The organism is Gordonia sp. (in: high G+C Gram-positive bacteria) (assembly GCF_047600565.1).
Lineage (GTDB): Bacteria > Actinomycetota > Actinomycetes > Mycobacteriales > Mycobacteriaceae > Gordonia.
Map to the genome: position 1 here is coordinate 149,738 of NZ_JASGKN010000001.1, position 19,959 is coordinate 169,696.

A 19,959-nucleotide genomic window follows, 5' to 3' on the forward strand; every position below is an offset into this window, starting at 1 on the left:
CGCGTGCTGGCCGGCGTCGGTCTCGGCCTCGCCGCGTGGCGCCGAGAGGCCGCCCACCCGCCCGGGCACGGACTCGATCCGGTGCCGGCGTCACGACTGAACGTTCCGCCCGGACCCCGTCGGCGCATCGACACCGTGACCGTCGACGCGGCGGCGGTCCGTGCCGGGGGAGCGACGGTCGCGGTAGGAGTGCTCACCGTCCTCGCCGAAGTACTGACCGACTATCTGCCGAGCGATGGACCGATCGTCGTCGAATTGACGCTAGCCCGGAGCCGCGACGACGGGGCGCGCAACGACTTCGTGACCGTGGGCATCGATCTGCGGTCCGACGAACCCGACCGGGCGGCACGTGCCCGTGCCATCGACGACCAGATCCGTGCCGCCCGCGCCCGCGACGCCACCGCGGCGCGCGAGGCGCAACGTCGTGCGGCGGCCACCGCGCCCCCACTGGCCCGCGCCCGGACCATCGGCACCGCCCCTCCGCGGCCACGGGCCACGGTCACCGGGGTGACGGTGGTGTCATCGGTGAACCGCGGTCCGGCCGACCTGACGGTCGCCGGCGGACCGGTGCTGTTCACCGCGGGCTTCCCGGCGCTCTCCGCCGCCCACGCCCTGACGATCGGGGTCCACGGCATTCGGGTCGACGGTCACCGTCTCGGTGACCACGGGGTCGTCGATCGACGACGGCGGCCGCTGCGCCGACCTGGTGCGGCGACTACTCGAGCGAGCGGCCGGGGCCCTCGATCTGCGGACCCGCGCCGTGGCCGTTGCGGCCGCCGCCGGTCAAGCGCTTCGGCAGACGGTCGGCGAGATTGCCGAGCGGTGCGACCGACGCGTTCAGCAGCAGGACCACCTCGTTGAGGCTGTCCACCATCTGCTGCAGACCGGCCAGGTCGTTCGGCAGATTCGTGAGGGTGTCGGAGATCTCCGAGAACTTGTCCAACGGACCGTCCGGGGCGATCAGCTGCTCCACGGCGCCGTCCTCGCCGAGCAACTGATCCAGCAGACCGTCGTCGGTGGCCAGGCGGTCGAGGACGCCGTCGGGCTGAGCCAACTTCTCCAGCACACCGTCGGGGGCGGTCAGCTTGTCGACGATGCCGCCCTGCGAGGTGAGTCGCTCCAGGATGCCTTCGGCCTCGGTGAACTGGTCCACCACGCCGCCGGGGCGGGTCAGGCGGTCCAGCGGTCCCTCCTTGGCGGCCAGCCGCATCAGGATGCCGTTCTCGTCGGTCAGCTGATCGAGCACGCCGCCGGGGGCGGTCAACCGGTCCAGGACGCCGTCGGTGTCGGTGAACTGGTCCACCACGCCGCCGGGGCGGGTCAGGCGGTCGAGCGGTCCGTCCTTGGCGGCCAGCCGCATCAGGGAACTGTCCTCGTCGGCCATCAGGTCGAGCAGGCCGCCCTTCTCGGTCAGCCGATCCAGCAGGCCGTTCTTGGAGGTCAGACGGTCGATCACGCCACCGGGCTGGGTGAGCCGGTCCAGCGGGCCTCCGCTGGAGAGCAGACGCCCGACCGGACGATTGGGGGCCAGCAGTTCGCTGATCTGGCCGATGGCCTGCAACGGGGCGCTCACCGACGCGATCTGGCTGGTGTTCTCACCGAGCAGCGCGTTGACCTCGTGCTCGATGCCGCCGGCGGTCATCTTGGCGACACCGACCGCCGACTCGACGGTGGAGATGGCGACGCCGGCGATGCCGAAACCGATGCGCATCGGAAGCTTGAGAAGTTCCCGCGGATCGAGAGGTGACGAACTCATAGCCCGGAACCTTACCGTCGCCGGATGTCGAAATCGGCGGTTGGCTACTTCTTCGCCGCCGCTTTCGCCGCCTTCTTGAAGTCGCGGACCTTCTGCAGCGACTCCGGATCGACGACGTCGGCGACCGATCGGTAGCCGTCCAGGCCGTAGTCGCCGGTGACCGCCGCCCAGCCGTCCGGGGTCACGCCCAACTGCTTGGCCAGCAGTGCGACGAAGATCTTCGTCTTCTGCTCGCCGAATCCCGGCAATGCGCGAACCCGATCGAACAGTTCCTTGCCGCTGGTCGCGGTGGTCCAGATCGCGGTGGTGTCACCGCCGTACTGATCGACCACCACCTGCGCCAGATCCTGAATGCGTCCGGCCATCGAGCGGCCGTAGCGGTGCACGGCCGGCGGGGTGGCGCACAGATCGGCGAACGCCTCCGGATCGGCGGCCGCGATCGCCGCCGGATCCATCGACCCGAAACGGTCGGCGATCTTCGCCGGACCTGCGAAAGCCCGCTCCATCGGGAACTGCTGATCCAGCAGCATTCCGACGGTCAGCGCGAACGGATCGGCCGACAGAAGGGCGTCGGCGGTGGGGTCCTGAGCGATCTGCAGCTGAGCCATGACGTCATCGTAGCGGCGCGAAATGCTCCCGATCGAGGCCTTCGGCTGGCACACTCGACTGCCATGAACGGATTCCGGCGACCAGCGACGATCATCTCCACCCTCGCGATCTCGGCAGGCGCGGTGTTCGGCGGCGCACTCGGCGCCGGGCACGCCGCGGCCGATCCGGGCGGCGAATACCTCAAGAGCATCAACTGCAACGTCGGCAATCCGTACGGCGGTCCGCGACTGCGCGTGTTCGTCGACGTGTGGAACAAGGTGCGTTTCCCGTCCGACGGACTGCCCGGTCCGGCGATCGAGCTGATCGCCTCCAACCCGCAGGCGCAGGACGCGTTCACCGCGTTCAAGCGCTACAAGGGCTGGACCACGGTCACCTGGCGCAACACCTCCAACGGCCGGCACGGCGTGGTGCGGGTGCCGATCAGCGGTCAGCGCGCGTCCTGGCAGGCCGTCCTGCATCCGGGGAGCGGCCACGTGAACTTCACCATCAAGGAGAAGGTGTCGGGTGTGGTGATGGTCGAGAACTTCAACACCCAGACCCGCACCTGCAAGAGCTCGGCCTGGGCCTGACGTCGCCGCCGGCCGCTACTTGAACAGGCCGTCCAGGTAGTCGAGGACGCGCGTGCGTTCCTGCCGGTCCGCATCCAGCGGATCGCCCGTCGGATAGCTGGCGATCTGCACCTTGTTGCTCGCCAGCTGGGCGTCGGCCAGGTAGCGGGCCGACGACGACAGATCGACCGAGTCGTCCACGAGCGGCTGGCTCAGCAGCAGGGGACGGGCGAAACCGCGGGCCGGCACGGTCAGCTGCTTGCGCAACGACGCGGCCAGCTTCGGCTGAGACGACATCGGCGAGCTCACCAGAGACGCCAGCGTCGTGCCGCGGGCCGACCGGCGCAGTTCACCGGCACACACACTCGCGGCGCGGTCGACGAGCTTGCGTCCGGTCGCCGACAGAACGTCGGTGAGCGCCGGATCCTTCGACGCGGCCAGCGTGTAGACCACGTCGGTCACCACCGACGCACTCGCGGTGGGGGAGTCGGGGCCCAGACCGGCGACCAGATCGCCGAGTCCGGCCGGCACGCTCGCGGCACTCGCTCCGCGGAAGTCCAGCGGCGACTTCTGCCAGCCGGTGGCCTGACGCGTCAGCTCGACGGCGGCGCTCGCGCCCTGCACGTCACCGGTCGCAGCCCAGCGGGCCGACAGACCGTCGTCGACGGTACGGCCGGCGATCACCGCGTCCGAGGCGACCCGCGCGACGTCCTGGGCATCGTCGTACTGCGGCGCCGCCACGTTTCCGACGGTGCCGTAGTCGGGGATGATCACCGCGTAGCCGCGGCGCAGCAGTGCCGAACTCATGGAGGTGTCCGCGGCGGCCGGATTGGACGTGGCCATGCAGCGCGCCGCCAGACCGTAGGCGGCCGGCAGATTCACGACGGTCGGCCAGCCGGCGGCCGGCGTGACGCCCTTCGGGGTGAACAGTGTCGCCACCGCGCCGCGCGGTGTCCCGGCGTCGTCGACGGTCCAGAACGTGAACTCGCTGCCCGAGTCGGCGGCGGACGGCAGTGCGCGACGCGGCAGCTCACGGTTCGCGTACACGGTGCCCGGCGCCTGCGCGCCGGTCGGGGTGGCCGTCGTTGCGGTGCCTTCCGGGTCGGCGAAGGCGTGCGTGGCGGTCACGGCGCCGGCCGCGACGGCGGCCGCCGCGGTGCCGGCCACGATCGCCGTGCGCAGATGCGATCGGTGCTCACTCATCGTTCCGTCCTCTCCTCCGACCGGAGGGTCACTTCGTGGGGGTGTTGACCTTGGGGGTGTTGACGATGCCCAGGGCGGGCAGGAAGTAGCAGGTGCGGCCGGCGTTGGTGGCCGTGCCGAACACCGCGGTCAGGATCTGGCCCTGGCCCGTCTTGACCTTGGCCAGGCGCAGCGGCGTCTTGACGTTGGACAGGAACTTCTTCAGCAGATCGGAGTTCGCGGAGTCGGCGAGGGGTGCGAGCTGCTCGATGCCGCCCTGCATCGACTTCGTGTTGAACCACGCGACCTGGAACTTCGGGTTCGCGTCGTCGGTCGGCGGAACCAGCGCGAACGCGGTGTCGTCGTCGTTGAGGACGGTCAGGTCCTTGGTGTTGCTGTCGATCAGATCGCCGAGGACGGGGATGGTCTTGAGCGGATCGAGCAGCGACTTCTGGCTGTCGGTCAGGCCGAGCGGTCCGGGGATCGCGACGGCGGGGGCGCTCACGATGCCCAGCGGGTTGTCGGCGGTCGGGTCGGTGCAGAACGGGGCGAGCGCGGGGCTCAGCGTCTTGACGCCGGTCAGCGACTCCAGGGCGGCCAGACCGTCGGTCGGGCTGGTGGTGGTCGGGTCGGCGACCTGGACCGGCGCGGCGACCTGGGCGGTGGCGGCCGGAGCCGGGGCCGGGGCGGTCGGGTTCGCCGGGGTGGTGGGGGTGGTCGGCGTGGTGCCGGAGCCGCCGAGGCTGCCGAAGATGCTGCTTAGGTCGGTCTGGCCGTCGGACTGCAGGATGGTCTGGAGGGCCTGCACGGCGATGTCGGTGCCGCCGAGCTCTTTGACCTTGCGCAGGGCTTCGGCGAGCTCGTGGTCGCCGGGCAGGTTGGACAGCGAGATCGAACTCAGGGAGTCGGCGCCTGGTACGGACGGCGTCGCGGGTGCGGCGTACGCGGGAGCGGCCAGAGCGGCGGTCACCGACACGGCGACGGCGGCCAGGCCGGTACGGACGGCGGCGGTGCGGAGGAAGGCGGCCACGGCGAACTCCTGAAGTTACTGCTGTTGCAGATGTGACTAATGGGGCTTGTGTTACATAAGACCAGGTGTCGGGGTCTCTCCACAAGTCGCCGAGTCGAAGCTGTGATGTTCCTGCGACTGCCGTGAGACGAAAACTCCCCGCCGTCCGGACCGGACGACGGGGAGTCAGCGTGGTGTGAGATCAGATGATCGCGGTGCCGATCGTCGGTGCGATACCGCACGAGACGGTGCGGCCCTTCGTCTTAGTCGTCACATCGCCGTAGATGGTGGCGACGATCCGGCCACGGCCGGTCGTGGCGATCGCGGTGAACGTGCCGGGGCCGTTGGTGGCGTTGATCTTCGGATTCGGCATCAGGCGCTGCTGACCGGTGCGGCCGTTCTCCAGGTTCAGCCACGACACCCAGAGTGCGCGCGGCGATTTCTTGGCCGGACCGGTGCCCAGGCTGGTGTAGACGAAGCCGGCCTGGCCGCGCTTGGGGCCCGGGGCCGGAGCCTTCTGCGGTCCGGCGGTGGCCAGGGCCATGCCCACCGAGTTGCCGCCGCCCGGCATGCAGCCGAAGCCGACCGTCGGGTAGAGGAACTGCTGGATACGCGGCGCACGCTTGCCCTTCGGGATGGCCGGGCCACCCTTCTTCTTGGCCGCGTCGGTCTCGCCGACGTACTGGTCGTCGGCGGCCATCACCTTGGCGGCCTCGGCCTTGCCGGGCTCACCGAGGAAGTCGATCAGCGAGCGCCAGGTCTGCTGGACCTCGACCGGGAGGGCCGGGTTGTCGGCCATCGAGCGGGCATCCGACAGGAGCTTCTCGTTGACGTTGCCGTTCGCGTCGCGGGTGGCGACCGAGCCGATCAGGGCCGGGGCGAAGGCGCCCAGCGAATCCAGCTCGTGCTGGTTCACCTGCGGGGTCTCCGCCGGGATCGGCAGATCCTGGTCGGACGCGGCGGCGCCGGCATCGGGGGAGGCGGGTGCAGCGTGCGCGACGGGGGTCGCGACGGCGACCGCGGCGGCCATCGACACGGCGGCCACCAAGGTGCGGCGGGTTCGTGCAGTGCGCACGGGTACTTCCTAACGTCGTGGACGGTTCGTCTCAGGAGGGGAGTCTAGCGGGTCTTCGGTGTTACTGGTGAGACTGATGGTGCAATTGTGATCTATTGATGATGTTGAGATTAAGGTTGCGGTCGCCCGCACCGCCGTCACCCGCGCGTATTACGCGGTCAGCGCAGGCACTGGGTAGATTTCTCCTCGTCGCCGAAACTCTCAGGGAGAACCCGTGCTGAAGCATTCCGGACGTCGCGCCCTCGCGCTCGCCCTCGCCTGCGCCATGACCACCGTCCTGGCCGCGTGCACCAGTGACAAGGGCACCTCCGAGGTGACCCTCCTGACCCACCAGTCGTTCAGTCTCCCCGACAACCTGATCAACGACTTCCAGAAGAAGAACGGCCTCAAACTCAACATCGTCAAGTCGGGCGACGCCGGCGAACTCTCCTCGGTGGTGTCGCTGTCGGCCGGCAGCCCGCACGGCGACGCCGTCTTCGGCATCGACAACACCTTCGCCGCCCGCCCGATCGACGCGAACGCGCTCGAGCCGTACACCTCGCCGCTCGCCGCCGACGGTGCCGACAAGTTCGCCATCGGCGGCTCGAAGGGCGAACTGACCGCCGTCGACCGCGGCGACGTGTGCATCAACATCGACGACTCCTGGTACGACCGCGAGGGCATCGCGGCGCCCACCGGCCTCGACGACCTCAAAGACCCGCAGTACAAGGGCCAGGCGGTGCTGCTCGACCCGTCGACGTCGTCGCCCGGAATGAGCTTCCTGCTCGCCACCATCGGCACCTACAAAGACAAGGCGCCCGACTACTGGCGGGCCCTCATCGACAACGGCGCCCAAGTCGTCTCCGGCTGGGAGATCGCCTACAACCAGCTTTTCAGTGCCGGCGAAGGCCACGGCACCAAGCCGATCGTCGTGTCGTATGCGAGCTCACCGGCCGCCACCCCCGGCACCAGTGCGCTGCTGGGCGGCTGCTTCTCGCAGATCGAGTACATCGGCGCCCTGCGCGGCGCCGCCAACCTGGCCGGCGCCCGCAAAGTGATCGACTGGATGCTCAGCCCCGACGTGCAGGCCGCACTCCCGACCGCCATGTACGTCTACCCGGTCCAGAACGACACCCCGCTGCCGACCGACTGGTCGCGCCGCGCGCCGGCCCCCGAGTACACGGTGACCATGTCGCCCGACTACATCAACGCCAACCGGGAACAGTGGCTCAAGGAGTGGCGCGCCACCGTCGGCCGCTGATGCGCCGCCGGCCCGGCCGCGGGTGGGGCCGCGTCGCCGGCCTCGCCGGCACCCTGATCCCGCTCGGCTTCACCGCGGCGCTGTTCGTCGCACCGCTCGTGGCGCTCGTCGTCCGGGCCCTCGACGACGCCGACGCCGTCTCCCCCTGGGAGGCGTGGCGTCGCACCGACGCCCTCCACCTGCTGGGCGTCACCGTCGGACAGGCCGCGCTCTCCGCGCTTCTCGCCGTCCTCGTCGCCGCCCCGATCGCCTGGCTGGTCGCCACCGTCGACTTCCCGGGCGCCCTGCTGTTCCGCGTGATGGTGACCCTCCCGTTCGTTCTGCCGACCGTGGTGGTCGGCGTCATCTTCCGGGCCCTCGGGCCGGGATTCTCCGGACTCGGCGGAATCCTGGCCGCCCACGTCTTCCTCAACGTCGCCGTCGTCGTCCGCGTCGTGTCGTCGGTGTGGCAGCAGATCGACCCGCGCGCCGTGGAGGCTGCCCGCTCGCTCGGCGCCTCACCGTGGCGGGCGTTCCGCGACGTGGTGCTGCCCCGACTGGTGCCGGCCGTCGCCGCCGCGGCCGCACTCGTCTTCCTGTTCTGTTCCACCAGCTTCGGCGTCATCGTCATCCTCGGCGACGGCAAGGTCCGCACCCTGGAGACGGAGATCTATCAGCAGGCCGTCGGCTACTTCCGGATCCCCGAGGCCGTCGCGCTCTCGTTTCTGCAGATCGCGCTGGTGGTGGTGGCGCTGATCGTGTCGCGACGGTTCGCCCGGGGAGTGCCGGCCGTCAGCGACCGCGGCGGCCGACGCCGCCGCCCGCGCGGCCCGGGCTGGCTACCGGTGGTCGTGGTCCTGCTCTGGGCGGCGCTGTTGCTGCTGGTGCCGATCGTGACACTCGTGATCCGGTCCTTCCGGCCCGGTGGGCGCTGGTCGTTGAACGGCTTCCGGGTGCTCGACGGCGACGGTCTCGGCGACTCCGTGCTCGCCTCCCTCTGGTACTCGGTGACCAGCGCCCTGGCCGCCATGGTGATCGCCGTACTGATCGGCACCCTGGCCGCAGTCATGATGACCCGCCGCCGGGACGTGATCGCCCGGCTCTCCGGTGCGCTCGCCGTCCTGCCGCTCGGCATCAGTGCAGTGACCCTCGGCTTCGGTTACGTGGTGCTGAGCACCTACCTGCCGCGGTGGTTCGGGCAGTCGTCGCTGCTGATCCCCGCGGTCCAGGCGCTCATCGCGATCCCGGTGGTGATCGGCATGGTGGCGCCGGCCCTCGCCCAGGTCCCCGCCGCGCGCCGGGAGGCCGCCGCCGTACTCGGCGCCGGGCCTCTCCGCGTGTTCGCGACCGTCGACCTGCCGATGATCCGGCGATCGGTCGGTGCGGCCGCAGGATTCGCGTTCATCATGGCGATCGGCGAGTTCGGTGCCACCACGTTCCTCGCGCGACCCAACACCACCACGCTGCCGGTGATGATCGGCTCACTGATGAGCCGGCCCGGTGCCGACAACTTCGCCGCGGCGATGGCCGCGTCCGTCATCCTGGTGGCGGTGAGCGCCGTCGTGGTGGCGCTGATCGAAGTGGCGTCGCCACCTGGTGGACTGATCAACGAAGGGAGGCGGTGATGGCGGTGCTCGACGTGCACGACGTGCACGTGGCCTACGGCGACCGAACGGTCATCGACGGCCTGGACTGGACGGTCGGCGGCGGAACCAATCTGGTGACCGCGCTGCTCGGTCCGTCGGGCTGCGGTAAGTCGACGCTGCTGCGTGCCATCGCCGGCCTGGAACCGATCGGGTCCGGTGTCGTCTCGTGGGCCGGACAGGACCTCGCCGGCGTGCCCGCCCACCGCCGCGACTTCGGCCTGGTCTTCCAGGACGGCCAGCTGTTCGCGGGGCGCACCGTGGCCGGCAACATCGGCTACGGCTTGAAGCTGCGCGGCTGGTCGGCCGCCGACATCGCGGCCCGCGTCGACGAGATGCTCGAGCTGGTGCAACTGCCGGCCATCGGCGACCGCCCGGTCACCCAGCTGTCCGGCGGCCAGGCCCAGCGCGTGGCCCTGGCGCGCGCCCTGGCTCCCGAACCGCGCCTGCTGCTGCTCGACGAGCCGCTCGCCGCCCTCGACGCCCGGCTCCGGGAGGAACTGGCCTTCGCGATCGGCGACATCGTGCGCGCCACCGCGACGCCCACCGTCGTCGTCACCCACGACCACGCCGAGGCCGCCCTGCTGGCCGACGAGATCTCGGTGATGTCCGCGGGGGACATCGTGCAGACCGCGCCCGCCGGCCGGCTGTGGCGCCGGCCCGCCGACGAGCAGATCGCCGACTTCCTGGGCTCCACGACCATCCTCGACGGCACCGTCGGCGGCGGGACGCTGACCACTCCGCTCGGCGACGTGCCGACCGCCGACCTGGGTGATCCCGTGCCCGCGGACGGCCCGCACCGGATCGGGCTCCGCGCCGAATCGCTGGTCGTCGATCCTCAGCAGACCGGGGTCACCGGTACCGTCACCCACCTCGTGACCCTGCCCGGCGCCGTCCGGCTCAAGGTGGACACCGCCGCCGGCGAGGTGGACGCGGTGGGCGACGACCTCACCGTGATGGCCGGCGTCCGCCCCGGCGACCGGGTCGGACTGCGCCTGGATCCCGACCACGTCGCGGTGATCGGCTGATGCGCTTCGTGGTGGCCGGCGCTGTCGTCGACGACGGTCGCCTGCTGCTGGCCCAGCGGTCCTATCCGCCGGAGGTGGCCGGACGCTGGGAGCTTCCCGGCGGCAAGGCCGAGGACGGCGAGACCCTGCACGACGCCCTGATCCGCGAACTGTCCGAGGAGCTCGGCGTGACGGTCGACGTCGGGGAGCGCCTGACCGAACAGGTGCGGCTGGGGCCCGACCTCACCATGATCGCGCTGCGCGCCCACATCGTCGACGGTTCACCCCGGGCGACGGAACACTCCGGACTGTGCTGGGTGGGCGCCGACGGACTGGCGGCCATGCGTGATCGCGGCGAACTGGTCCCGGCCGACGAGGCCTGGGTTCCGGAGCTGATCGCCGTCCTGAACGACTGAGTCGGTGGCTTAGCTCAACGCACCGGCGACGATGTCGGCGACGAGGTCACCGACCGCCGGTGCACCGGCGCCGAGGACTTCGAGCGAACGGTTCGCGTGCAGCACCGCCAGTCCGTGTACTCCGGCCAGCAACCTCAACGACCGGTCGCGTCCGGCGTCCGGCGTGTGACTGGCACCCGTCGCGGCGACGGCGTGCGTGAGTTCGGCGAACAGCGGCAGCGACGTTGCACGGAGATTCGCTCCTGCGCCCTCGAGAAGGTCGTGGCGGAACATCAGCTCGAACATCCCCCGTCGCTGGGCGGCGAACTCGACGTAGGCGCTGCTGGCTCGCACCAGGCGGTCATGCGGCGACCGGACCTCGTCCGACAGGGCTGCGTCGATGAGCGCAGCCAGTTCAGCTAGTCCGGTCGAGGCGACTGCCGCAAGGAGTGCGCGGTGCGTGGGGAAGTAACGCCGGGGGGCTCCGTGCGAGACGCCGGCCCGCCGCGCAATCGATCGCAGTGCCAGGGCGTCGACTCCGTCCTCGTCAACGAGGTCGACGCCTGCCTGGATCAGGCGCTCTCGGGTGTCGGGCTCGGGGTCATGGAACTCGCTCACGGTGACAGTGTCTACCATCGTGCGAGTAGACACTGTCTACTCGTCTTCGGAAGTGAGTATTCGAATGTGGTATCGACTGTTCAAATATGTGCTGATCGGTCCGGCTCTCCGGCTAGCAACGCGGCCCCGGGTGGTCGGTCTCGAACACATTCCCGACGTCGGCCCCTGCGTGATCGCGGCCAATCACCTCGCGGTGGTCGATTCGCTCATCCTGTGCCTCGTCATTCCTCGACGCCTGACCTTCGTCGCCAAGCGCGAGTACTTCGAGCGCGCCGGACTTATGGGCGCCGTTCAGCGGTGGTTCTTCCGGGTTGCCGGCCAGATACCGATCGACCGGACCGGTGCCGATGCCGCGCAGGGCGCACTGAACACCGCCGCCCGAGTCCTGTCGGACGGAGGCGCGTGGGCGATCCACCCTGAAGGCACTCGCTCACGAGACGGAATCGCGCGCCGCGCCCGCACCGGTGCCGTGCGGGTGGCTAGGGAGACGGGTGCGCCCATCGTTCCGGTCGGGATTCGGGGTACCGCAGCCCTGAATCCCCCGGGCACCCGACGTTTCCGACCGGGACGCGTGGACGTCGTGATCGGTCGACCGCTCGTCAGGCAGCCGAACGCGACCGTCCGAGAGGAGACCGACGCGCTGATGGAAGCGATCGTCGTACTGGCCGGTCAGGCGTACATCGACGTATACGCGTGAGTCAGAGGGCTGGCGCCTGACCGCGTCCGTCGCTGTCACCTGACGCGAGTCCGAGGGCATAGTGCCCTCGGCGGCGGCTCTCCTGGCGATGGAGGACGAGTCAGGCGGCGCGGGCCCGCTTCAGGGCCTTCTTCGCCTGCTTCTTGTTCATGCTCTCCAGGTCGAGCTTGCTCATCCGCTTGATCACCACCGGACAGCGGACGCAGCGCGTGTCCTTGCGGCAGCACTTCTTCTTGGGCTTGAGGTGCGCCACCTTCTCCGGCTTGACCTTCTTACCCATGAGTCCAGGTTAGCAGGGCCTTACCCGGGCCCCGCGGGCGCAGAATCGCGTCGAGCGGGCCCTTCCCGGTACATTTACAGGGTTCAATCCGGCCCCGCCGTCTGGGGCCGTCGAGAAGCTGATCGAGAGAGACCTTTAGTGAGCGCTGTCAACAATTTCCGCAACGTCGCGATCGTGGCGCACGTCGACCACGGCAAGACCACCCTGGTCGACGCGATGCTGCGCCAGTCCGGCGTCTTCGAAGAGCGCGCCGAACTGGTCGACCGCGTCATGGACTCCGGCGACCTTGAACGCGAGAAGGGCATCACCATTCTCGCCAAGAACACCGCCGTTCACCGTCGTCAGCCCGACGGCACCGAATACATCATCAACGTCATCGACACCCCCGGTCACGCCGACTTCGGCGGTGAGGTCGAGCGCGGCCTGTCCATGGTCGACGGCGTGGTGCTCCTCGTCGACGCCTCCGAGGGCCCGCTGCCGCAGACCCGCTTCGTGCTGCGCAAGGCGCTGGCCGCATCCCTGCCGGTGATCCTGGTCGTCAACAAGACCGACCGCCCCGACGCCCGCATCGAAGAGATCGTCACCGAGTCGCAGGACCTGCTCCTCGACCTGGCGTCCGACCTCGACGACGAGGCCGCCGAAGCCGCCGAGCTGGCCCTGGAACTGCCGGTCCTGTTCGCCTCCGGCCGCGCCGGCATCGCCAGCACCGAACAGCCGGCCGACGGCGAGGTGCCCCCGGGCGACAACCTGGACCCGCTGTTCGACGTCCTGATCAACAACATCCCCGCCCCCAAGGGCGACGCCGACGCCCCGCTGCAGGCGCACGTCACCAACCTCGACGCCTCGCCGTTCCTCGGCCGTCTCGGCCTGGTCCGCATCCACAACGGCACCCTGAAGAAGGGGCAGACCGTGTCGTGGTGCCGTGAGGTCGACGGCGAACCCGTCATCGAGAAGTCGAAGATCACCGAGCTGCTGACCACCGTCGGCGTCGAGCGTCAGCCGTCCGACGAGGCCGCCTACGCCGGCGACATCGTCGCCGTGGCCGGCATGCCGGAGATCATGATCGGCGACACCCTCGCCGACGCCGAGAACCCGGTGCCGCTGTCGCGCATCACCGTCGACGAGCCGGCCATCGCCGTCACCATCGGCACCAACACTGCGCCGCTCGCCGGCAAGGTCAAGGGCCACAAGCTGACCGCCCGCATGGTCAAGGACCGTCTCGAGTCCGAGCTGATCGGCAACGTGTCGCTGCGCGTGCAGGACATCGGCCGCCCGGACGCCTGGGAGGTCCAGGGTCGAGGCGAGCTGGCGCTGGCCATCCTGGTCGAGCAGATGCGCCGCGAAGGCTTCGAGCTGACCGTCGGCAAGCCGCAGGTCGTCACCCGCAAGGTCGACGGCAAAGTGCACGAGCCGTTCGAGCACCTGACCATCGACGTGCCGGAGGAGTACCTGGGCGCCGTCACCCAGCTGCTGGCCGCCCGCAAGGGAAAGATGGACCAGATGAACAACCACGGCACCGGCTGGGTGCGCATGGAGTTCACCGTCCCCTCGCGTGGCCTGATCGGTTTCCGCACCGACTTCATGACCGAGACCCGCGGCACCGGCATCGCCAACGCCGTGTTCGCCGAATACGCGCCGTGGGCCGGCGAGATCCGCGCCCGCCACACCGGTTCGCTGGTCTCCGACCGCCAGGGCACCGTGACCCCGTTCGCGATGATCCAGCTGGCCGACCGCGGCACGTTCTTCGTCAATCCGGGCGACGACACCTACGAGGGTCACGTGGTGGGTATCAACCCGCGCGCCGAGGACCTCGACATCAACGTCACCCGTGAGAAGAAGCTCACCAACATGCGTCAGTCGTCGGCCGACGTCATGGAGACGCTCGCCAAGCCGATGGAGCTCGATCTGGAAGGCGCGATGGAGTTCTGTGCCGCCGACGAGTGCGTCGAGGTGACTCCCGAGGTGTGCCGCGTGCGTAAGGTGAATCTCGATGCCTCCACCCGCGCGCGGGAGCGTTCGCGGGCCAAGGCGCGCGACGCCAACGCCTGAGCGGCGCACGACATCGAGGCGAGGATCTGACGACAGGAGTGTTGATGAGGACGGCGCGGACCCGGACCGCGGCTGCGGCCGCCACCGCCCTCCTCGTCGCACTGTCGGCCACCGCGTGCATGGCGGATCCGCCGCCGCCGGTGCGGGAGACCCTGCCGACCACCACGCCCAACGAGTACCCCGACGAGCGGACCGTCTACATCGCGACCGACTCGATCGGCGCGGGCTTCAACCCGCACCTGGGCGCCGACCAGAGCACCGTCACCTCGGCGATCGCGGCGATGACGCTGCCCAGCGCCTTCAACCCGGTGCAGACGCCGGACGGCCTGCAGTGGCAGCAGAACGACGCCCTGCTGAAGTCGGCCGAGGTGACTTCGGCGGCGCCGTTCACCGTCACCTACAAGCTCGTCAACGAGGCGCAGTGGTCCGACGGGCTGCCGGTGACCGGTGACGACTTCTCCTACATGTGGCAGCAGATGGCCCGTCAGCCCAACACCATCGGTGCGGCCGGCTATCGCGTCATCAAGAACGTGCAGACCACCGGCGGCGGCAAAGAGGTGACCGTCACCTTCGACAGCGAGTACCCGGCGTGGCGGGAACTGTTCACCGATCTGCTGCCGAGCCACAAGCTGCGGTCCGATCCGACCGGTTTCCAGACGGGCATGGACCGCGGCAAGCCGGTGACCGCCGGCCCGTTCTCCATCTACTCGATCGACCGCTCCCGCGACGAGGTGCGGCTGATCCGCAACGACCGCTACTGGCGGGAACCGCCCAAACTCGATCAGGTGGTGCTGCGTCGCGCCGGCACCCCGCCGCAGATGGCGCAGACGGTCCGCAACGGCGACACCGAGGTGGCCGCGCTGACCGCCGGACCGTCGTCGGCGGCCGAGGTCAGCGCCATCCCGGGCGTCCACACCAACCGGGCACCGGGTGTGCGGTCGCTGGCGGTCAACCTGAACAGCCGGACGACGGCCATGAGTTCGCTGCCGACCCGCAAGGCGGTGCTCGGCATGCTGAACGGCTACGTGATCACCGCCGCCGCTGCCGGCGACGACATCGTCACCCCGTACGCCAACACGGTCTTCCGCCCCTCCGACCCGTCGTACTACGACGTCGGCCGTCCCCGCCCGGACGCCGATCAGGTGGAGTCGTGGCTGACCGAGGCCGGCTACACGCGCGGCGAACCGCGGGTCCGGCCGGTGGCCCAGTCACCCGGTCCGGCCGGCGCGTCGGCGTCGACCACCGCCCCGACGGCGTCGTCGACGGCACCGTCGAGCAGTGCTGCGCCGGTCTCCCCGGGCGACGTGTCCGACGTCCCGGACCTGCCGTACGGCGTCGCCCCGGTCCTCAAGGACGGCAAGCCGCTGATCGTACGGATCGGCGCGACCAACTCCGACCAGCGCGCCATGTCGGCGGCCGAGAGCATCGCCGACCAACTGCGCGGCCAGGGCGTGCGCGCCGTGGTGCGCGGCATGACCAACACCGAGCTGTACGGTCACGCGTTGACGGCCGCCGAGATCGACCTGGTGGTCGGCTGGACGTCGGCGGCGGTCGACCCGGCGACCGCGCTGGCCTCACAGGTCGGCTGTCAGGCGCCGCCCGCCGGCACCGAGGCCGGAGCACACACGGTGGAGCCGGAGAAGGATCCGAACGTCGACCAGAGCGTGCTTCCCACGCCCACCGCGAGCGCCGGTAAGACGCCCGCGCCGTCCGCGTCCACCACCGACGAGCCGGCGACGTCCCCGGACGACAGCTACATCGGCAACGTGTCGGGTCTGTGCGATCCGCAGCTGATCTCGCTCGCCGAGCAGGCGATGGGATCAGACGACCCGAACGGCATCCTCGCCTCCGCGGAGGAACCCCTCGCCGCGCAGGCCGTCTACCTGCCGATCTATCAGGACAGCGTGTTCCTGGCGGTCACCGACGGCGTGGAGGGGGTGCCCCTGGACGGACCGGTGCAGGTCGGCATCTTCGGGGACGCGGCGCGCTGGAGCCTGCCGTGACCGGTCGCCGGCTCCTGCTGCTGCACGCGCACCCGGACGACGAGAGCATCCAGACCGGCGGCACCATCGCCCACTACCTCGCTGAGGGAGTGGACGTGCGGGTCCTGACTTTCACCCTCGGCGAGGAGGGCGAGGTGATCGGCGACCGCTGGGCGCACCTGGTCGCCGGTGAAGCCGACCAGCTCGGCGGCTACCGGATCGGCGAACTGACCGCGGCCCTGGCCGCCCTGACACCCCCCGGCCGCGACCCCCTCGCCCCCCGTTTCCTCGGCGGCGCGGGCCGCTTCCGCGACTCCGGAATGGCCGGCACACCCTCGGCCGAGAACCCGCGCGCCCTGCAGCAGGAGAGCCTGGACGACCTGGCCCGCACGCTCGCCGACGAGATGGTCGAGTTCGCGCCGCAGGTGGTCGTCACCTACGACGCGCACGGCACCTACGGGCACCCCGACCACATCCGGGTGCACGACGTCACGCACGCCGCCGTTCCGCTCGCACAGAAGCGACTCGGATCGACGTTCAAGCTGTACGAGGCGGTCACCCAGCGCTCCGAACTGGAGACCGGCCTGGCCGGCGTCACCGTCGTGCCGCCCGGCTGGCACCTGCCCGGCCCCGACGAACTGCCCAGCTATCCGGACGGTCAGGTCACCGCCGAGGTCGACGTCTCCCGCGTGTACCCGGCCAAGGTGGCGGCGCTGGCCGCTCACGCCACCCAGGTGACCGTCGCCCCGTCCGGCCGGGAGTTCGCCCTGAGCAACGACATCCTGCAGCCGATCTTCGGCCGTGAACACTTCATCCGCGTCGACGACGGGGCCGAGCCGGGCGTCGTCGAGAACGACTTGTTCGAGGGACTGCCATGAGCACCACGACCGACACCGACGACGCCGTCGCGAACTCCGCCGCCGAACGTCACGGCATGGTGGTGCTGCTGACCGTCGCCGGTCTGCTCACCGGGATCCTCACCGCGTCGTTCGTCATGCTGTACCTCGGTCACGTGCCGTTCCCGATCACCGCGGTGATCGCCGGCCTGGTGAACGTGCTGCTCCTCCGTCTGGCGTCGTCGTACACGTCCTCGGGATGGCGGTTCGCGCCTCTGGCTGCCTGGGTGATCCCGGTGGTGTTCGAGATGCTGCCGGTGACCGGATCGGAGCCGCTGATCTACAGCTGGCAACTGTTGCTGCTGCTCCTGCTCGGTCTGGCGCTGCCGGCGTCGGACGCCTATCGGGCGCTCGCCGCACGCCTCGGCTGACCTCGCCTCGCCGTCCCGACCCGCCGCCGGGCTCGGGGCTACAGTGGACGTCGTGACCGCCGAGCCCCAGCCGACACCCGCGGCCTTGCGGCGTGCGCTCCGGCGGGCCGACGACGGCGTCGCCCTCAACGCCGACGAAGCCGCCGTCCTGATGGCCGCCCGCGGCGAGGATCTGGATCGACTGTGCGCGGCGGCGGCGCGGGTCCGCGACGCCGGCCTGGACGCCGACGGTCGTCCCCGTCGGATCACCTATTCGCGCAAGGTGTTCATCCCGCTCACCCGGCTGTGCCGGGACCGCTGCCACTACTGCACCTTCGTCACCGTGCCCGGCAAACTCGCCCGCGACGGCCAGGGGGCGTACCTGGAGATGGACGAGATCCTCGAGATCGCGCGCCGCGGGGCCGAACTGGGCTGCAAGGAGGCGCTGTTCACCCTCGGCGACCGCCCCGAGGACCGGTGGCCGCAGGCCGAGCAGTGGCTGGACGAACGCGGCTACGACTCCACCCTCGACTACGTGCGCGCCGCCGCGATCCGCGTGCTCGAGGAGACCGGGCTGCTGCCGCACCTGAACCCCGGCGTGATGAGCTGGGAGGAGATCAACCGGCTCAAGCCCGTCGCCCCGTCGATGGGCATGATGCTCGAGACCACCGCCCGCCGTCTGTTCACCGACAAGGGGGAGTGCCACTACGGCAGCCCCGACAAGGACCCCGAGGTCCGTACACGTGTGCTGGTGGACGCCGGGCGTCTCTCGGTGCCGTTCACCACCGGAATCCTGGTCGGTATCGGGGAGAACCGGCTCGAGCGCGCCGAATCGATCCTCGAGATCCGCAAGACCCACAAGGCGTTCGGGCACATCCAGGAAGTGATCGTCCAGAACTTCCGCGCCAAGCCGGACACCGCGATGGGGAAGGCCCCGGACGCCGAGATGAGCGAGTTCCTGGCGTCGGTGGCCGTGTCCCGCCTGCTCCTCGGCCCGGGCATGCGCATCCAGGCGCCGCCGAACCTGGTCTCGGCCGAGGAGTGCCGCGCCCTGATCGCCGCCGGCATCGACGACTGGGGCGGCGTCTCCCCGCTCACCCCCGATCACGTCAACCCGGAACGGCCGTGGCCCAACCTGGACACCCTCGCCGAGATCACCGCGTCCACCGGGTACACCCTCACCGAGCGGATCGCGGCGCAGCCGCGCTACGTGCTCGGCGGTCAGCCCTGGATCGATCCGCGGATCAGCGCGCACGTCGCCGCCCTCGCCGATCCGCAGACGGGTCTGGCCCGCGATGTGAAGCCCGTCGGCCTGCCGTGGCAGGAACCCGACGAGGAGTGGTCGTCGTCGGGCCGCATCGAGCTGAACACCCAGATCGACTCGGAAGGCCGCATCACCGAGGCCCGCAGCGATCTCGGCAGCGCCTTCGGTGACTGGGACACCATCCGCGAACAGGTCCTGGCACTGAACGAGTCCGCGAACACCGGCGACGGGCGTCCGCGGCGCCTGGACTCCGACGTCCGCGCCGCGCTGGCCCGCGCCGAGAACGATCCGGCCGGTCTGTCCGACGACGAATACCTGACCCTGGCGACCGCCGACGGCGAAGGCCTCGACGCCTTGTCCGCGCTGGCCGATGCGATCCGCGCCGACGTGGTCGGCGACGACGTCACCTACGTGGTGAACCGGAACATCAACTTCACCAACATCTGCTACACCGGCTGCCGGTTCTGTGCCTTCGCTCAGCGCAAGGGCGACGAGGATGCGTTCACGCTGTCCACCGACGAGGTCGCCGACCGCGCCTGGCAGGCGCACGTCGCCGGCGCCACCGAGGTGTGCATGCAGGGCGGCATCGACCCCGAACTGCCGGTGACCGGCTACGCCGACATCGTGCGTGCGGTCAAGGAGCGGGTGCCGTCCATGCACGTGCACGCGTTCAGCCCGATGGAGATCGTCAACGGGGCCTCGCGGGGCGGCGAGTCCATCCGCGACTGGCTGACCGGGCTCCGCGACGCCGGCCTGGACACCATTCCCGGCACCGCCGCCGAAATCCTGGACGACGAAGTCCGGTGGGTGCTCACCAAGGGCAAGCTGCCGACCGCGTCGTGGATCGAGGTCATCACCGCCGCGCATGAGGTGGGGCTGCGGTCGTCGTCGACGATGATGTACGGCCACGTGGACGCGCCGCGCCACTGGGTCGGCCACCTCAACGTCCTCAAAGACATTCAGGACCGCACCGGCGGCTTCACCGAGTTCGTGCCGCTGCCGTTCGTGCACCAGTCGTCGCCGCTGTACCTGGCCGGCGCCTCCCGGCCCGGCCCGACCAACCGCGACAACCGGGCCGTGCACGCGCTGGCGCGACTCATGCTGCACGGCCGGATCGACAACATTCAGACCAGCTGGGTCAAGCTCGGCACCGAGGGCACCCGGGCCATGCTGCGCGGCGGTGCCAACGACCTGGGTGGCACCCTGATGGAGGAGACCATCTCCCGGATGGCCGGTTCGCAGCACGGCTCGGAGAAGACCGTCGGGGAACTTCACGAGATCGCCGCCGGCATCGGCCGTACCGCCCGCCAGCGGACCACCGAGTACGGCCGCGTCGAGTCCCCGGTCGCCGCGGCCCGCGAATCGCTGACCGTCCTGTGA

General features: G+C 70.2%; 18 protein-coding genes. 11 read left to right on the forward strand and 7 right to left on the reverse strand.

What is annotated here, in order from left to right; all coding sequences use genetic code 11:
• Positions 1–715: 715 nt before the first annotated feature.
• Together QM774_RS00785 and QM774_RS00790 are read right to left on the reverse strand one after the other, a co-directional pair.
• Positions 716–1,756: a hypothetical protein gene (locus tag QM774_RS00785; RefSeq protein ID WP_414974073.1), complete on the reverse strand. Its 1,041-nt coding sequence runs from the start codon at positions 1,754–1,756 to the stop codon at positions 716–718.
• 44 nt (positions 1,757–1,800) lie between these two features.
• The gene (locus QM774_RS00790) at positions 1,801–2,364 is read right to left on the reverse strand and encodes an HhH-GPD-type base excision DNA repair protein (RefSeq protein WP_414974074.1); all 564 of its coding nucleotides are present in this window, start codon (positions 2,362–2,364) and stop codon (positions 1,801–1,803) included.
• A 63-nt stretch (positions 2,365–2,427) separates the two neighbouring features.
• Between QM774_RS00790 and QM774_RS00795 the strand changes: the two genes are divergently transcribed.
• On the forward strand, positions 2,428–2,934 hold the full coding sequence (locus QM774_RS00795) for a hypothetical protein (protein ID WP_414974075.1): 507 nt from the start codon (positions 2,428–2,430) through the stop codon (positions 2,932–2,934).
• 15 nt (positions 2,935–2,949) lie between these two features.
• On the opposite strand, the gene QM774_RS00800 is transcribed toward QM774_RS00795, so the two are convergent.
• The 3 genes from QM774_RS00800 to QM774_RS00810 form a co-directional block, all read right to left on the reverse strand.
• Positions 2,950–4,116, reverse strand: a complete 1,167-nt coding sequence (locus QM774_RS00800) for an alpha/beta hydrolase (RefSeq protein WP_414974076.1) — start codon at positions 4,114–4,116, stop codon at positions 2,950–2,952.
• Positions 4,117–4,144: 28 nt separating this feature from the next.
• The gene (locus tag QM774_RS00805; RefSeq protein ID WP_414974077.1) at positions 4,145–5,125 is read right to left on the reverse strand and encodes a hypothetical protein; all 981 of its coding nucleotides are present in this window, start codon (positions 5,123–5,125) and stop codon (positions 4,145–4,147) included.
• Between the two features lie 181 nt (positions 5,126–5,306).
• Positions 5,307–6,179 (reverse strand): hypothetical protein, encoded by an 873-nt coding sequence (locus QM774_RS00810; RefSeq protein ID WP_414974078.1) that lies wholly within the window; start codon positions 6,177–6,179, stop codon positions 5,307–5,309.
• A 265-nt stretch (positions 6,180–6,444) separates the two neighbouring features.
• Here QM774_RS00810 and QM774_RS00815 point away from each other — a divergent pair, with 265 nt between their 5' ends.
• From QM774_RS00815 to QM774_RS00830, 4 genes are read left to right on the forward strand one after another with little or no spacing between them, the layout of a single operon-like run.
• Positions 6,445–7,419: a thiamine ABC transporter substrate-binding protein gene (locus tag QM774_RS00815; protein ID WP_414976549.1), complete on the forward strand. Its 975-nt coding sequence runs from the start codon at positions 6,445–6,447 to the stop codon at positions 7,417–7,419.
• Complete coding sequence (locus QM774_RS00820) at positions 7,419–9,023, forward strand: ABC transporter permease (protein WP_414974079.1); 1,605 nt, start codon at positions 7,419–7,421, stop codon at positions 9,021–9,023. The genes QM774_RS00815 and QM774_RS00820 overlap by 1 nt, the downstream gene beginning before the upstream one ends.
• Complete coding sequence (locus QM774_RS00825) at positions 9,023–10,069, forward strand: ABC transporter ATP-binding protein (protein WP_414974080.1); 1,047 nt, start codon at positions 9,023–9,025, stop codon at positions 10,067–10,069. The genes QM774_RS00820 and QM774_RS00825 overlap by 1 nt, the downstream gene beginning before the upstream one ends.
• Positions 10,069–10,464, forward strand: coding sequence for a (deoxy)nucleoside triphosphate pyrophosphohydrolase (locus QM774_RS00830; protein WP_414974081.1), 396 nt, complete (start codon positions 10,069–10,071; stop codon positions 10,462–10,464). Before QM774_RS00825 ends, QM774_RS00830 begins: the two co-directional genes overlap by 1 nt.
• A 9-nt stretch (positions 10,465–10,473) precedes the next feature.
• Here QM774_RS00830 and QM774_RS00835 read toward each other — a convergent pair whose 3' ends face one another.
• Positions 10,474–11,061, reverse strand: coding sequence for a TetR/AcrR family transcriptional regulator (locus tag QM774_RS00835; protein ID WP_414974082.1), 588 nt, complete (start codon positions 11,059–11,061; stop codon positions 10,474–10,476).
• 64 nt (positions 11,062–11,125) lie between these two features.
• Between QM774_RS00835 and QM774_RS00840 the strand changes: the two genes are divergently transcribed.
• Entirely contained in the window at positions 11,126–11,758 is a 633-nt protein-coding gene (locus tag QM774_RS00840) for a lysophospholipid acyltransferase family protein (protein ID WP_414976550.1), read from the forward strand.
• A gap of 100 nt (positions 11,759–11,858) precedes the next feature.
• On the opposite strand, the gene QM774_RS00845 is transcribed toward QM774_RS00840, so the two are convergent.
• The gene (locus QM774_RS00845) at positions 11,859–12,038 is read right to left on the reverse strand and encodes a hypothetical protein (protein WP_414974083.1); all 180 of its coding nucleotides are present in this window, start codon (positions 12,036–12,038) and stop codon (positions 11,859–11,861) included.
• A gap of 138 nt (positions 12,039–12,176) precedes the next feature.
• Here QM774_RS00845 and typA point away from each other — a divergent pair, with 138 nt between their 5' ends.
• Genes typA through QM774_RS00870 form a run of 5 tightly spaced genes read left to right on the forward strand, consistent with a single transcriptional unit; the run spans position 12,177 to position 19,959 of the window.
• Positions 12,177–14,087 carry a translational GTPase TypA gene (typA, locus tag QM774_RS00850; protein WP_414974084.1) on the forward strand — a complete coding sequence of 637 codons (1,911 nt, stop codon included), beginning with the start codon at positions 12,177–12,179 and terminating at the stop codon, positions 14,085–14,087.
• A 44-nt stretch (positions 14,088–14,131) separates the two neighbouring features.
• Positions 14,132–16,090: an ABC transporter family substrate-binding protein gene (locus QM774_RS00855; protein ID WP_414974085.1), complete on the forward strand. Its 1,959-nt coding sequence runs from the start codon at positions 14,132–14,134 to the stop codon at positions 16,088–16,090.
• A complete protein-coding gene (gene mshB, locus QM774_RS00860) occupies positions 16,087–16,947 on the forward strand; it encodes an N-acetyl-1-D-myo-inositol-2-amino-2-deoxy-alpha-D-glucopyranoside deacetylase (protein ID WP_414974086.1) in 861 nt (286 codons plus the stop codon). Before QM774_RS00855 ends, mshB begins: the two co-directional genes overlap by 4 nt.
• Positions 16,944–17,336, forward strand: coding sequence for a hypothetical protein (locus tag QM774_RS00865; protein WP_414974087.1), 393 nt, complete (start codon positions 16,944–16,946; stop codon positions 17,334–17,336). Before mshB ends, QM774_RS00865 begins: the two co-directional genes overlap by 4 nt.
• Positions 17,337–17,388: 52 nt before the next feature.
• Positions 17,389–19,959: a bifunctional FO biosynthesis protein CofGH gene (locus QM774_RS00870; protein ID WP_414974088.1), complete on the forward strand. Its 2,571-nt coding sequence runs from the start codon at positions 17,389–17,391 to the stop codon at positions 19,957–19,959.

Bases quoted from the DNA above. Each gene is read 5' to 3' on its own strand.
- QM774_RS00820 (WP_414974079.1), top strand. From the start codon at position 7,419: ATGCGCCGCCGGCCCGGCCGCGGGTGGGGCCGCGTCGCCGGCCTCGCC.
- QM774_RS00845 (WP_414974083.1), bottom strand. From the start codon at position 12,038: ATGGGTAAGAAGGTCAAGCCGGAGAAGGTGGCGCACCTCAAGCCCAAG.
- QM774_RS00785 (WP_414974073.1), bottom strand. From the start codon at position 1,756: ATGAGTTCGTCACCTCTCGATCCGCGGGAACTTCTCAAGCTTCCGATG.
- QM774_RS00800 (WP_414974076.1), bottom strand. From the start codon at position 4,116: ATGAGTGAGCACCGATCGCATCTGCGCACGGCGATCGTGGCCGGCACC.
- QM774_RS00825 (WP_414974080.1), top strand. From the start codon at position 9,023: ATGGCGGTGCTCGACGTGCACGACGTGCACGTGGCCTACGGCGACCGA.
- QM774_RS00790 (WP_414974074.1), bottom strand. From the start codon at position 2,364: ATGGCTCAGCTGCAGATCGCTCAGGACCCCACCGCCGACGCCCTTCTG.
- QM774_RS00815 (WP_414976549.1), top strand. From the start codon at position 6,445: ATGACCACCGTCCTGGCCGCGTGCACCAGTGACAAGGGCACCTCCGAG.
- QM774_RS00795 (WP_414974075.1), top strand. From the start codon at position 2,428: ATGAACGGATTCCGGCGACCAGCGACGATCATCTCCACCCTCGCGATC.
- QM774_RS00855 (WP_414974085.1), top strand. From the start codon at position 14,132: ATGAGGACGGCGCGGACCCGGACCGCGGCTGCGGCCGCCACCGCCCTC.
- QM774_RS00840 (WP_414976550.1), top strand. From the start codon at position 11,126: ATGTGGTATCGACTGTTCAAATATGTGCTGATCGGTCCGGCTCTCCGG.
- QM774_RS00830 (WP_414974081.1), top strand. From the start codon at position 10,069: ATGCGCTTCGTGGTGGCCGGCGCTGTCGTCGACGACGGTCGCCTGCTG.
- QM774_RS00865 (WP_414974087.1), top strand. From the start codon at position 16,944: ATGAGCACCACGACCGACACCGACGACGCCGTCGCGAACTCCGCCGCC.